The following is an 11917-nucleotide window of genomic DNA, read 5'->3' on the forward strand; positions in this document are numbered from 1 at the left end:
AACCTGCGTGACCGGACCCGGATCGCGCGCGCTCTCGAAGTGGTCGAGGCGACCGGCCGTTCCCTGCTCGACTGGCATCGGGAGGGCCAGCCGCCGCTGCTGCCGAAGGACAGTTTTCGCGCGGTATTTCTCGCTCCCGACCGCGACGAGCTCTATGCACGGATCGACGCCCGTTTCGATGCCATGTTGGGAGCCGGCGCGTTGAGCGAGGTCGAGCGGCTCGCCGCCAGACACCTCGATCCGCTGCTGCCGGCGATGAAAGCCCACGGCGTGCCGGCCCTGATCCGGCACCTGCGCGGTGAGCTCAGCCTGGAGCAGGCCGCCATGATCGGGCGTGCCGACACCCGGCACTATGCCAAGCGGCAATTCACCTGGTTCCGGCATCAATTGCCGGAGTTCGAATGGGTAAAGCCGGAGGAGGCGAGGGCTTGGCTCGCCGCCATGCGGAGCGTCGTCAGCGATCCAGGCTGACGCCCTTTTCTACCCGGGTTCCACAATTTACCTCTCGCCGAACTCAGGGAACACCGCTACATTGCCAAAATCGCGTGGGATTGGCCGCATTGCCTTGACATCCAAGCTTTGGCCGCTATGTTTCGCGCAACCTTTGGGAAGCCGAGCGCCTGCAATGCGTAACATTATTACCAAACTCCTTATCGCCGTCGTACCCAGGCACACCGCCGGGGATGGCTAGCTGCCATCCACATGACAGGCGGTGTGCATGGGCCCTCTTCGGGGCCTTTTTTATTTCCCGAACCCGACACGACCAAAGCCGCTGACAACAGCGCATCCGGAGCAAGCCAATGAGCGACAAGAGCCACGATCCGAACCAGATGACCGGCGCCGCGATGATCGTTCGCGCGCTCATCGATCACGGCGTGACCGACATTTTCGGCTATCCCGGCGGCGCCGTGCTTCCGATCTATGACGAGATCTTCCAGCAGAGCGAGGTCCAGCACATCCTGGTTCGCCACGAGCAGGGCGCGGGCCACGCCGCCGAGGGTTATGCCCGCTCGACCGGCAAACCGGGCGTCGCGCTGGTGACCTCCGGACCCGGTGCCACCAACATGGTGACGCCGCTGACGGATGCGCTGATGGACTCGATCCCGCTGGTCTGCATCTCGGGCCAGGTGCCGACGCATCTGATCGGCAACGACGCGTTCCAGGAATGCGACACCGTCGGCATCACGCGCCCCTGCACCAAGCACAACTGGCTGGTGCGCGACGTCAACGATCTCGCAAAGGTTCTGCACGAAGCTTTCTATGTCGCGACCTCAGGCCGACCGGGCCCGGTGCTCGTCGACGTTCCCAAGGACGTGCAGTTCGCGACCGGTACCTATCATCCGCCGCGCAAATCCGACGTGCACCGCTCCTATGCGCCGCGCGTGAAGGGTGATGCGACGCAGATCCGCAAAGCCATCGCGCTGCTCGCCAATGCGAAGCGCCCGGTGATCTATAGCGGTGGCGGCGTCATCAATTCCGGCCCCGAGGCGACCAGGCTCTTGCGCGAGCTGGTCGAGGTCACCGGTTTCCCAATCACGTCCACGCTGATGGGCCTCGGCGCGTACCCTGCGTCGGGCAAGAACTGGCTCGGCATGCTGGGCATGCACGGCACTTACGAAGCCAACATGACGATGCATGATTGCGACGTCATGCTGTGCGTCGGCGCGCGCTTCGACGACCGCATCACCGGCCGCGTCGATGCGTTCTCGCCCGGCTCGAAGAAGATCCATATCGACATCGACCCGTCCTCGATCAACAAGAACATCCGGGTCGACGTTCCGATCATCGGCGATTGCGGCAACATCCTCGGCGACATCCTCCAGGTGTTCAAGGCGGAGGCGAAGAAGCCCGACATCAAGGCGTGGTGGCAGCAGATCGCGCAGTGGCGTGCCCGCAACTCGCTCTATTACCGGAAGAGCAACGATGTCATCCTGCCGCAGCACGCGATCCAGAGCCTGTTCGAGGCGACGCGCGGCAAGGATACCTACATCACCACCGAGGTCGGCCAGCACCAGATGTGGGCGGCGCAGTTCTTCGGCTTCGAGGAGCCGCATCGCTGGATGACGTCAGGCGGTCTCGGCACCATGGGCTACGGCCTGCCGGCCGCGGTGGGCGTGCAGGTGGCCCATCCCGACAGCCTCGTCATCGACATCGCGGGTGATGCCTCGGTGCAAATGACGATGCAGGAGATGTCGACGGCGGTGCAGTACGAGCTGCCGATCAAGATCTTCATCCTGAACAACCAATACATGGGCATGGTGCGGCAGTGGCAGCAGCTGCTGCACGGGAACCGCCTGTCGCATTCCTACTCGGAGGCGCTGCCGGATTTCGTCAAGCTCGCGGAAGCCTATGGCGGCGTCGGCATCCAGGTGCACAAGCCCGGCGATCTCGACGGCGCCATCCAGGAGATGATCTCGGTCAAGCGGCCCGTGCTGTTCGACTGCCGCGTCGCGGCGCTCGAAAACTGCTTCCCGATGATTCCGTCCGGCAAGGCGCACAACGAGATGCTGTTGCCGGAGCAGGCCAACGACGAGGCCACCGCCAAGGCGTTCGCCGGCGGCAAGGCGCTGGTGTGACGAGAGAGATTTGAGGGGACGACAATGAACCAGCCCGCATCCGCCTATTTCATCGAGGAGCGCCACGATCCGAACGAGACGCATACGCTCTCGGTGCTCGTGCAGAACGAGCCGGGCGTGCTCGCGCGCGTCATCGGCCTGTTCTCCGGCCGCGGCTACAACATCGAAAGCCTCACGGTCTCTGAGACCGAGAGCCAGAAACATCTGTCGCGCATCACCATCGTCACCACGGGCACGCCGATGGTGATCGAGCAGATCAAGCACCAGCTCGATCGCATGATCCCGGTCTACCGGGTCGTCGACATGACCCTGACCAGGCGCTCGATCGAGCGGGAGCTCGCGATGGTGAAGGTGCGCGGGCAGGGCGAGCATCGGGTCGAGGCGCTCAGGCTGGCGGATGCGTTCCGCGCCCGGGTGATCGACGCCACCACCGAGAGCTTTGTGTTCGAGATCACAGGCAATACCGACAAGATCAATCAATATATCGACCTGATGCGCCCGCTCGGCCTTGTCGAGGTGTCGCGCACCGGCGTTGCCGCGATCGGTCGCGGGCCTGAAGGGATGTAAACCATGCTGGCGCGCGACTGGTACTATAACGAGCGGAACCGGATGGGGATCGGGCCCGCGGTGGCGTCGATCTACGACAACCATGACGACGCCGACCTGCGGGCGCGCGCCGCGCTGAAAACGCTCGGGGTGCAGCGCGGCTGGCGCATCGCCGACATCGGCTGCGGCAACGGCGTGCTCGCCACCGAAGCCGCCCTGATGGGTGCCGAGGTCGACGCCATCGACATCTCGCCGGCGATGCTGGCGCTCGCCGAGATCTATGCGCGTGACCGCAAGGCACCGGTGCGCACGCAATCGGCCGGCCTGCTCAGCTTTGCCTATCGCCCGGAATCCTACGATTTGATCGTCAGCGAATTCACGCTGCATCATCTGCCGGATTTCTGGAAGGCGGTGGCGATGTCGCGAATCTATCGTGCGCTGAAGCCCGGTGCGAGCTTCTACCTGCGCGACATCGTTTACGCCTCGATGCCCGATGCCGTCGAGCGCGACGTCGAGCAATGGGCCGACTTCCAGATCAAGAACCACGATTTTTCGCGCGACAGCGTCGTCACGCATATGCGCGACGAATATTCCACCTTCGGCTGGGTGATGGAGCGGATGCTGACCGACGTCGGCTTCACCCTGGTCTCGGTCGACTACCACGCACCGATGCACGGGACTTATCTGCTGCGGAAACCGAAAGCCGGCGAGCAAGGCTAGAACTGTGAACGCAAGCTGCAACGACAACGTCGCTGCGCTCCCTCCCCCGCTTGCGGGGGAGGGTTGGGGAGAGGGTGTCTCCACAAGCGAGAGCCCCCCAGAGGAGAAAGCCCTCACCCGCGCCTTCGGCGCGACCTCTCCCGCAAGCGGGAGAGGTTAGGGGGTGGAATGAAGCCGGCTGATATCCTCATCGCTATCCTGGTGGCGATCATCTGGGGGCTTGCCTTCGTGGCGAGTCGGATCGCGCTCGACGAATTCTCGCCGGAGTTGATGACGGCGATGCGCTTTGCCATCGCCGCGGTGCCGTGTCTTTTCATTCCCAAGCCGAAGGTCGCCTGGTCGCTTCTGGTCGCGATCAGTTTCACGCTGTTCCTCGGCCAGTTCCTGTCGCAGGCCTACGGCATCGCCCATGGCGTGCCTGTGGGGCTGACCAGCGTCGTGGTGCAGAGCCAGGCGCTGTTCACCATAGGCCTTGCCGCGATCGCATTCGGCGAGCGGCCGACGTCGGTGCAAACGCTCGGCATCGTCATCGCGGCGGCGGGACTTCTCATGATCTGCGGCACCGTCGGTTATGACTTCAGCGTCGGTGCGTTCGCGGTGCTGATGATCGCTCCGATCTGCTTTGCGATCGGCAATCTCCTGCTGCGCGGGGCCCGCGGTGCGCCGATGTTCGACTTGTTTGCCTGGCTCTGCCTCACCGCCGCGGTGCCGCTATTCGTGCTCGCGCTGATCGTCGATGGGCCGGCGCCGACCTTCCAATCGCTGATTCACATGTCGCTCACCGGCCTCATCTGTCTGCTGGTGATCGGCGCCATCTCCACCAGCATCGCCTATTGGCTGTGGGGCCGGCTGCTGCGCGACTATCCCGCCGCGCAAGTGGTGCCGTTCGCGCTGCTGGTGCCGTTCGTCGGCTCGGCTGCCTCCAGCATCGTGTTCGGCGAGCGGTTCGGACCCTTGCGGCTCGCCGGCATGCTGACCGTGATCGTTGGTATCGCGGTGATGGTTCTGGCGAACCGGCCCAAGGCGTTAGCCAAACCGCTGCCGAAGACGGCGTGAGGTGAACATGTCCCAGTCGCTGTTCTACGCCTTCCTCATCTTCATGGTCGTGATGTACTTCACGCCTGGACCGAACAACATCATGCTGCTGTCCTCTGGCCTGACCTACGGCTTCCGGCGCACCATTCCTCACATCGTCGGCATCGTCCTCGGCTTCGCCTTCATGGTGGCCGCCGTCGGTCTCGGGCTCGGCTCGGTGTTCCTGGCCTATCCGATCCTCCAGACCATCCTGAAATATGCCGGTGCCGCCTATCTGATCTATCTTGCCGCCGCGATCGCCAGGTCCGGCCCGACCAAGTCGGGGGAGGGGGACGGCCGCGGCCCGATGACCTTCTGGGGCGCGGCAATGTTCCAATGGATCAACGCCAAGGGCTGGGTGATCGTGATCGGCACCATCACCGCCTATGCGGCGATCGCCCAATTTCCGCTCAACATCGCGATCCAGACCCTGATCAGCCTGATCGTCGGCACGGTCTCGACCGTGGTCTGGGCCCTGTTCGGCTCCGCCTTGCGGCCGGTCCTGACCTCGGAGCGGCTGGTCCGCGCCTTCAATATCCTGATGGCGATCCTGCTGCTGGCCTCCCTCTACCCCGTTTTCATGGATGCATGATGTCGCGGATTTCCATGCAGAAACGGGTTTCCCTAAGGGCTGAAAATGCTCTAGACAGCCCCCGAAATCCGCAAATTTCACCCTTCGGACACTGACCAATGGCCGATTTTCGGCCCTGAACGAGGAAACGACCATGCGTGTTTATTACGATCGCGACGCCGACCTAAACCTGATCAAGGGCAAGAAGGTCGCCATCGTCGGCTATGGCAGCCAGGGCCACGCCCATGCGCTCAACCTGAAGGATTCCGGCGTCAAGGAAGTCGCCATTGCGCTGCGCAAGGACTCGGGCTCGGTCAAGAAGGCGGAAGCCGCCGGCTTCAAGGTGATGGAAGTCGCCGAAGCCGCCAAATGGGCCGACCTCGTCATGATGCTGACCCCGGACGAGCTCCAGGGCGACATCTACCGCGACCACCTGCACGACAACATGAAGAAGGGCGCAGCCCTCGTGTTCGCGCACGGCCTCAACGTCCACTTCAACCTGCTCGATCCGCGCGCCGACCTCGACGTGCTGATGATCGCGCCGAAGGGCCCAGGCCACACCGTGCGTTCGGAATATCAGCGCGGCGGCGGCGTGCCCTGCCTGATCGCGATCGCCAAGGACGTCTCGGGCAACGCCCATGACCTCGGCCTGTCCTACGCCTCCGCTGTCGGCGGCGGCCGCGCCGGCATCATCGAGACCACCTTCAAGGAAGAGTGCGAGACCGACCTGTTCGGCGAGCAGGTCGTGCTCTGCGGCGGCCTGGTCGAGCTGATCAAGGGCGGCTACGAGACGCTGGTCGAAGCCGGCTACGCGCCGGAGATGGCCTATTTCGAGTGCCTGCACGAAGTGAAGCTGATCGTCGACCTGATCTATGAAGGCGGCATCGCCAACATGAACTACTCGATCTCCAACACCGCGGAGTACGGCGAGTACGTCACCGGTCCGCGCATCGTCACCGCCGAGACCAAGGCCGAGATGAAGCGCGTTCTCGCCGACATCCAGGGCGGCAAGTTCGCCCGCGACTGGATGCTCGAGAACAAGGTCAACCAGACCTCGTTCAAGGCGACCCGCGCCAAGCTCGCCCAGCACCCGATCGAGGAAGTCGGCGCCAAGCTGCGCGACATGATGCCCTGGATCAAGAAGGGCGCGCTGGTCGACAAGAGCAAGAACTAAGTCGCCGTTTCCGGACGCAGCGCATCACGCCAAGTGGTGCGCTGCTGATCCGGCGGCCATTGCGCTCCTCAGTCCCGGCTCTGCGCTCCCCCCTTCGCACCACCGCCGTTTTCCGACATGATCGCGAAAACCTTGAGGGGAGGGCACCATGCGATCTGTCGTCGTCACCGGCGCGTCCACCGGCATCGGCTGGGCCACTGCAAAAATTTTGCTGGGGCGCGGCTTCCGCGTCTTCGGCAGCGTTCGCAAGCAGGCGGATGCGGAGCGGCTCAAGGCTGAGTTCGGCGCGAACTTCACGCCGCTGCTGTTCGACGTCACCGACGAGGCCGCCGTGCTCGCCGCGGCTCGCCAGGTTCGCGAGGTACTGGGCGGCGAGACGCTGGCCGGCCTCGTCAACAATGCCGGGATCGCGGTCGCCGGTCCCGTGCTCGAATTGTCGGCCGACGATTTCCGCCGCCAGATGGACATCAACGTCATCGGCCCTGTGATCGCGACCCAGGCGTTCGGGCCCTTGCTCGGGGCCGACCCGTCGTTGAAGGGGCCGAAGGGGCGGATCGTGATGATCAGCTCGGTCGCGGGCAAGAACGGCAATCCGCTATCGGCGCCCTACTGCACCTCCAAGCACGCCGTCGAGGGACTGTCGGAAAGCCTGCGCCGCGAATTGATGCTGTTCGGCATCGACGTCATCATCGTCGCCCCCGGCGCGGTGAAGACGCCGATCTGGAGCAAGGCCGAACAGATCGATCTGTCCGTCTACCAGAACTCGCCCTATCTACCGGCGCTGAACAAGGTCATGGCCTTCATGATGGACCTCGGCGCGAAGGGCCTTCCGGCGGAGCGGATCGCCGAAATCGTGTTCGAGGCACTGACTGCGACAAGCCCCAAGGTGCGCTACCAGATCACGCCTGACCCGGTTCGCCATCTGATTGGGGCCGTGTTGCCGAAACGGACGATCGACCGGATCATCGCCAAGCGGCTCGGGCTGTTGCCACAGTAAGGCAGGCTCTTCAGCCCGCCGCAGCGGTCTGCCCACGCGGGTGGCGGGCCATCGCGATCATGCGCAACGCCATCACGATGAGGAGCGGAATGAGGAACGCGGTGTAGAGCGGCATCGCCGGCACGCGTTTGCCGAACGAGACCATGAACTGGAACCAGAGGTAATGGCCGCCCGCAAGGTGCAGCGCGCGCCAGACGCGGGGTCCGATCAGCGCGGCCGAGCGATCGAACGAGGTCGCGCTCATCGCGATGATGAAGGCATAGCCGATGCCACCGAAGGTGTAGGAGACGGGCGAAGTGGCCTCCGCGAAGCCGGCTGGATCCATCCTGGCGAAGGCGACGATCGCGACCGCGTGGATGGCGTGGGAAGCGGCAAAGCTCAAGCCGAGATAGCGGCGGTTGCGGCGCTGCCAGCGCGTCCACGCATTGGGCCACAGCCGCGCCAGCGCCGCGGCGCTGAAGGCAAGGCAGAACAGCAGCAGCGAGCTTCGTGCAGTGAAACGGATCACCATCCGCACGCCCTCGATCTCGAACTGCCGCATCGAGGCAATCCACAGGCTGAGCATGATCAGGCTCAATGAGAGGACGGCAAGCAGCCGCCAGCTTTCGAACCAGCCTTGACGTTGTGACATGGCAATCTCCTCCCCGATGTAATCATTGATTACATTTCGAGATGGCGATGAGATCAATGGTGTAATCGCTGCTTACATTCACGTTCGGGTGATGCTAGAAAGCCTCCATGCCCGCCCGACAACCGGCCAAGCCGCGCGCCCGCCGCAACACCCCTGAAGCCCGGCCCTATCATCACGGCGACCTCCGCCGCGTGTTGATCGATGCTGCGCTGCAACTCGCAGCCGAGGGTGCCGAAATCTCGGTGCGTGAGGCCGCACGCCGGGCCGCGGTTTCGCCGGGGGCACCGTTCCGGCACTTTCCCAACCGCGACGCGCTGATGGCCGCGGTGGCCGAGGAGGCGCAGCGGCGCTTTCGCGTGGAGATCGAGGTGGCGCTGGACCAGGCACCGGCCACCAACCCGCTCGGCCGCTTCCGCGCCTTCGGCCTTGCTTACCTGCGCTGGGCGATGCGAAACCCTTCGCATTTCGAGATCATCTCTACTGGACGCTATTTCGCCCATGGCAGCTCCACTGAGCTGACCCGCGACAATGCCGAACTGATCGGTCTGACGGAGCAGATGCTGGCTGAAGCGGCAGACCAGGGCCTGCTGCGGTCGGCCGACCTCAAGCGCATCCAGATCGCCGGCCGCGCCCTGGTCTACGGTTTCGCCCGGATGAACCTCGATGGCCACTTTCCACGTTGGGGGGTGGAGGAGGGCGAGATCGAGCGGATGGCGGAGGGGGCGCTCGACCTCTTCATCGCGGGGATTGCCAAACCCTAGCGTCGCTGCTGCCGCTCACTAACAATAAGCGAAACTCGGATCACAGCACGCGTTGCCTGTGCTTGACTGTTCCGTTACAGTTTTATGACACGGTGCAGGCTTCCGGCTGCGCCGGATGCCCTCGCCGTCGCTAGGCCGGCCAGACGGCTAGGTATCATTGCGCCGGACCAGCTGTTGCGTGTCGTCGATGGCGTCCGCGCCTAATCCAGGTCCTTCTGCCGCCACCGCCGCCCTCGCCAGCGTCGCCGCGCTCGGCATCTGGCGGCTGCTCGCCGTTGCCGCGCCGCATCTGGCCGCACTCGCGCTGATGTACCAGACCGAGACCGATTTCGGCTCGCGCCTCTCCTTTGCGCTCGCCTGGGGCATCCTCAACTTCTTCTGGATCACGCTGCTGCGCCGGCCGGCACTATCAGGCGCGCTGTCGCTGACCATGGTCGTCGTTCTGGTGCTGCTGTCGCGGCTCAAGCACGACGTGGTGCAGATGACGGTCAACTTCATCGATCTGATGATGATCGACCGCGACACCGTCGCATTCCTGTTCACGATCTTCCCGAATTTGCGCTGGTCGGTGGTCCTGGCCGGCTTGGTCACGCTGCCGCTGATGTATGCGCTGTGGTGGCTCGATCCGTTCCGTATCCGCCGCCTGCCGGCGTTCGCCTGCAAGCTCGCCTGCCTTGCCGCGCTGGTCGGCTATTCGCTCTATCATCCGGACGAGGCCTGGCGCGGCTATTACGACGACGGCTATCTGTCCAAATTCTTCCGCTCCGGCGTCAGCTCGGTCTCCGACTTCGTGCAATACGGCTTCATGGAATCGGCCGCTTCGACCAATGAGCGGCTCAACATGCCGCTGCTCGATTCCTGCCATCCTGCCGGCCGCCGGCCGAACATCATCATGATCCATGATGAATCCAGCTTCGACATCCGCGCCGCACGGGGCATCAAGGTGCCGCCGCGCTATGGCGATCACTTCAAGTCCTGGGACGGCAGGCAGCGCACGTTCCTGGCCGAGAGCAACGGCGGACCGAGCTGGTTCACCGAATACAACGTGCTCGCGGGGCTTTCCTCGCGCTCGTTCGGCCGCTTCGCTTATTTCGTGACGCGCATCGCCTCGAGCCGCGTCGAACGCGGCCTGCCGTTGGCGCTGCGCCGCTGCGGCTACGACACGATGTCGCTCTATCCCGCCCATGGCGGCTTCATGGCCGCCCGCAGCTTCCAGATGACGACCGGCATCGAACGCTTCCTCGATTCGAAGGACCTCGGTGCCAAGGATGTCGAGCCCGACAGCTTCTTCTATGACAAGGCGCTCCAGCTGATCGGCCAGCAGCCGCCGAACAAGCCGCTGTTCACCTTCATCTATCTCGGCGCCAATCATTTCCCCTGGGAGACGCGCTTCCGCCCCGACCTGCTGCCGAACTGGCGCGCGCCGGGCAACGTGCCGTCCATCGACGAATATCTGCGCCGGCAGGCGATGAGCGCGGAGCAGTACAAGGCGTTCGTCGCGGGGCTGAAGAAGACGTTCCCCGGCGAGCCCTTCCTGATCGTGCGTTACGGCGATCATCAGCCGGAGTTCGCGCCTGCTATCCTCGAGCCCGGCCTCGACGAGGGCGCGATCGGCAAGAAGCTCGACGCCTACGATCCGCGCCTCTATGCGACTTACTATGCGATCGACGCCGTCAATTTCGAACCGGTGAAGAGTGATGCCGTGATGGACACGATCGACGGCCCCTATCTGCCGCTGGTCATCCAGGAGGCCGCCGGCATCCCGCTCGACCCGTCCTTTGCCGAGCAGAGAGAGATTATGCTCCGCTGCAAGGGCATGTTCTACAGCTGCAAGGACGGCGCCGAAGCGCGGCGGCTGAACCGGCTGCTGATCGACGCGGGGATGATCAGGGGACTGTAGGGGCAGCGTGCCTACTACCTCTCACGCGTAGCCAGAGACGGTGGGCACGGCGCTCACGCGCCATTGCCCACCTTACGAAATCTCACCCTACCGCCCGCCTACCTTCTCCCACAGCCACTTCGCCACCGCATCCGGCGACGAGTTCGCGTCGTTGCCGCTGGCGCGCAAATTAGCTTCGCGCATGGTGGCGATATCGATCTTGCCGAGCAGGGGCTTGAGTGCGGCTTGCAGCCGCTCGTCACCGGCGCGCTTCGGCGCGAGCAGCAGGATGGCATCATAGGGCGGGATCGCGTCCCTCGGATCCTCGAGCGCGACGAGATCGTATTTCGCGATCAGGCCGTCGCTGGTGTAGCCGGCGATCACGTCGACCTCGCCGCTGGCGACCGCCGCATACATGAAATCGGGCTGCATCTGGCGCTGGGCGCGGAAGGAGAGGCCATAGGCCTTTTGCAGCGCGGCCCATTCCGGCCGTGAGAAGAATTCATAGTCGCCCGCGATCGACAGGCTCGATGCATGTGCCGCGAGATCGGCGATGGTACGGACGCCAAGCGCCTCGGCGCGCTTTTTCGGCATCACCAGCGCATAGGCATTCTCGAAGCCGAGCTCGCCGAGCAAAGTGATGTTGTCCTTGGCGAGCGCCGTCTTCAGCTCGGCGACCAGCTCGGTGCGTGGCTTGATATCGGTGCGATGCAGCTGGTTGGCCCAAAGCGTGCCGGAATAATCGACATAGAGATCGATGTCGCCGGCCTTCAGCGCCTGGAAGATCACGCTGGAGCCGAGGCCCGAGCGCGCCGTCGCGGACAGGCCGACGGCCTGAAGGCGGTCTCTGAGCAGGGCCGACAGCACATATTGCTCGGCGAATGTCTTGGCACCGACGACATAGCCCTGCGACGAGCGTCCCATCGAGGGGACCAGCGTTGCGACGACCAGCGCTGCGATGCCGGCCGCGCCCAGCGCGGAGCGGGCG

Annotated in this window: 11 protein-coding genes and 1 pseudogene; 10 read left to right on the forward strand and 2 right to left on the reverse strand. The window is 64.3% G+C overall.

Features of this window, described 5'->3' with window-relative positions:
- The 8 genes and pseudogenes from MOV74_RS18000 to MOV74_RS18035 all read left to right on the forward strand — a co-directional run.
- Window positions 1-471: pseudogene (locus MOV74_RS18000) on the forward strand (tRNA dimethylallyltransferase); the annotation flags it as partial.
- Between the two features lie 329 nt (window positions 472-800).
- Window positions 801-2576, forward strand: a complete 1776-nt coding sequence (locus tag MOV74_RS18005) for an acetolactate synthase 3 large subunit (protein WP_246925105.1) — start codon at window positions 801-803, stop codon at window positions 2574-2576.
- A 24-nt stretch (window positions 2577-2600) separates the two neighbouring features.
- Window positions 2601-3143 carry an acetolactate synthase small subunit gene (gene ilvN / locus MOV74_RS18010; protein WP_246925109.1) on the forward strand — a complete coding sequence of 181 codons (543 nt, stop codon included), beginning with the start codon at window positions 2601-2603 and terminating at the stop codon, window positions 3141-3143.
- A gap of 3 nt (window positions 3144-3146) precedes the next feature.
- Window positions 3147-3842, forward strand: coding sequence for a class I SAM-dependent methyltransferase (locus tag MOV74_RS18015; protein WP_246925111.1), 696 nt, complete (start codon window positions 3147-3149; stop codon window positions 3840-3842).
- A 168-nt stretch (window positions 3843-4010) separates the two neighbouring features.
- Complete coding sequence (locus MOV74_RS18020) at window positions 4011-4898, forward strand: EamA family transporter (RefSeq protein WP_246925114.1); 888 nt, start codon at window positions 4011-4013, stop codon at window positions 4896-4898.
- Between the two features lie 7 nt (window positions 4899-4905).
- Window positions 4906-5508, forward strand: coding sequence for a LysE family translocator (locus tag MOV74_RS18025; RefSeq protein ID WP_246925116.1), 603 nt, complete (start codon window positions 4906-4908; stop codon window positions 5506-5508).
- A 133-nt stretch (window positions 5509-5641) separates the two neighbouring features.
- On the forward strand, window positions 5642-6661 hold the full coding sequence (gene ilvC, locus MOV74_RS18030) for a ketol-acid reductoisomerase (RefSeq protein ID WP_194403842.1): 1020 nt from the start codon (window positions 5642-5644) through the stop codon (window positions 6659-6661).
- 148 nt (window positions 6662-6809) lie between these two features.
- Entirely contained in the window at window positions 6810-7658 is an 849-nt protein-coding gene (locus MOV74_RS18035) for an SDR family oxidoreductase (protein ID WP_246925118.1), read from the forward strand.
- Between the two features lie 10 nt (window positions 7659-7668).
- Here the strand turns inward: MOV74_RS18035 and MOV74_RS18040 are convergent, their stop codons facing one another.
- Window positions 7669-8289: a hypothetical protein gene (locus MOV74_RS18040; protein ID WP_246925120.1), complete on the reverse strand. Its 621-nt coding sequence runs from the start codon at window positions 8287-8289 to the stop codon at window positions 7669-7671.
- 107 nt (window positions 8290-8396) lie between these two features.
- Between MOV74_RS18040 and MOV74_RS18045 the strand changes: the two genes are divergently transcribed.
- On the forward strand, window positions 8397-9050 hold the full coding sequence (locus MOV74_RS18045) for a TetR/AcrR family transcriptional regulator (RefSeq protein ID WP_246925123.1): 654 nt from the start codon (window positions 8397-8399) through the stop codon (window positions 9048-9050).
- Between the two features lie 187 nt (window positions 9051-9237).
- Complete coding sequence (locus tag MOV74_RS18050) at window positions 9238-10950, forward strand: sulfatase-like hydrolase/transferase (RefSeq protein WP_246925125.1); 1713 nt, start codon at window positions 9238-9240, stop codon at window positions 10948-10950.
- A gap of 87 nt (window positions 10951-11037) precedes the next feature.
- Here the strand turns inward: MOV74_RS18050 and MOV74_RS18055 are convergent.
- On the reverse strand, window positions 11038-11917 hold an 880-nt coding region (locus tag MOV74_RS18055), incomplete at its 5' end, for a glycine betaine ABC transporter substrate-binding protein (RefSeq protein WP_309486812.1).

The organism is Bradyrhizobium sp. SHOUNA76, assembly GCF_023006445.1.
In the GTDB taxonomy this organism is placed as follows: domain Bacteria; phylum Pseudomonadota; class Alphaproteobacteria; order Rhizobiales; family Xanthobacteraceae; genus Bradyrhizobium.

Excerpts from the sequence above, each read along its gene's own strand:
- MOV74_RS18005 (WP_246925105.1), top strand. The coding sequence starts at position 801 with ATGAGCGACAAGAGCCACGATCCGAACCAGATGACCGGCGCCGCGATG.
- ilvN (WP_246925109.1), top strand. The coding sequence starts at position 2,601 with ATGAACCAGCCCGCATCCGCCTATTTCATCGAGGAGCGCCACGATCCG.
- MOV74_RS18015 (WP_246925111.1), top strand. The coding sequence starts at position 3,147 with ATGCTGGCGCGCGACTGGTACTATAACGAGCGGAACCGGATGGGGATC.
- MOV74_RS18020 (WP_246925114.1), top strand. The coding sequence starts at position 4,011 with ATGAAGCCGGCTGATATCCTCATCGCTATCCTGGTGGCGATCATCTGG.
- MOV74_RS18025 (WP_246925116.1), top strand. The coding sequence starts at position 4,906 with ATGTCCCAGTCGCTGTTCTACGCCTTCCTCATCTTCATGGTCGTGATG.
- ilvC (WP_194403842.1), top strand. The coding sequence starts at position 5,642 with ATGCGTGTTTATTACGATCGCGACGCCGACCTAAACCTGATCAAGGGC.
- MOV74_RS18035 (WP_246925118.1), top strand. The coding sequence starts at position 6,810 with ATGCGATCTGTCGTCGTCACCGGCGCGTCCACCGGCATCGGCTGGGCC.
- MOV74_RS18040 (WP_246925120.1), bottom strand. The coding sequence starts at position 8,289 with ATGTCACAACGTCAAGGCTGGTTCGAAAGCTGGCGGCTGCTTGCCGTC.
- MOV74_RS18045 (WP_246925123.1), top strand. The coding sequence starts at position 8,397 with ATGCCCGCCCGACAACCGGCCAAGCCGCGCGCCCGCCGCAACACCCCT.
- MOV74_RS18050 (WP_246925125.1), top strand. The coding sequence starts at position 9,238 with ATGGCGTCCGCGCCTAATCCAGGTCCTTCTGCCGCCACCGCCGCCCTC.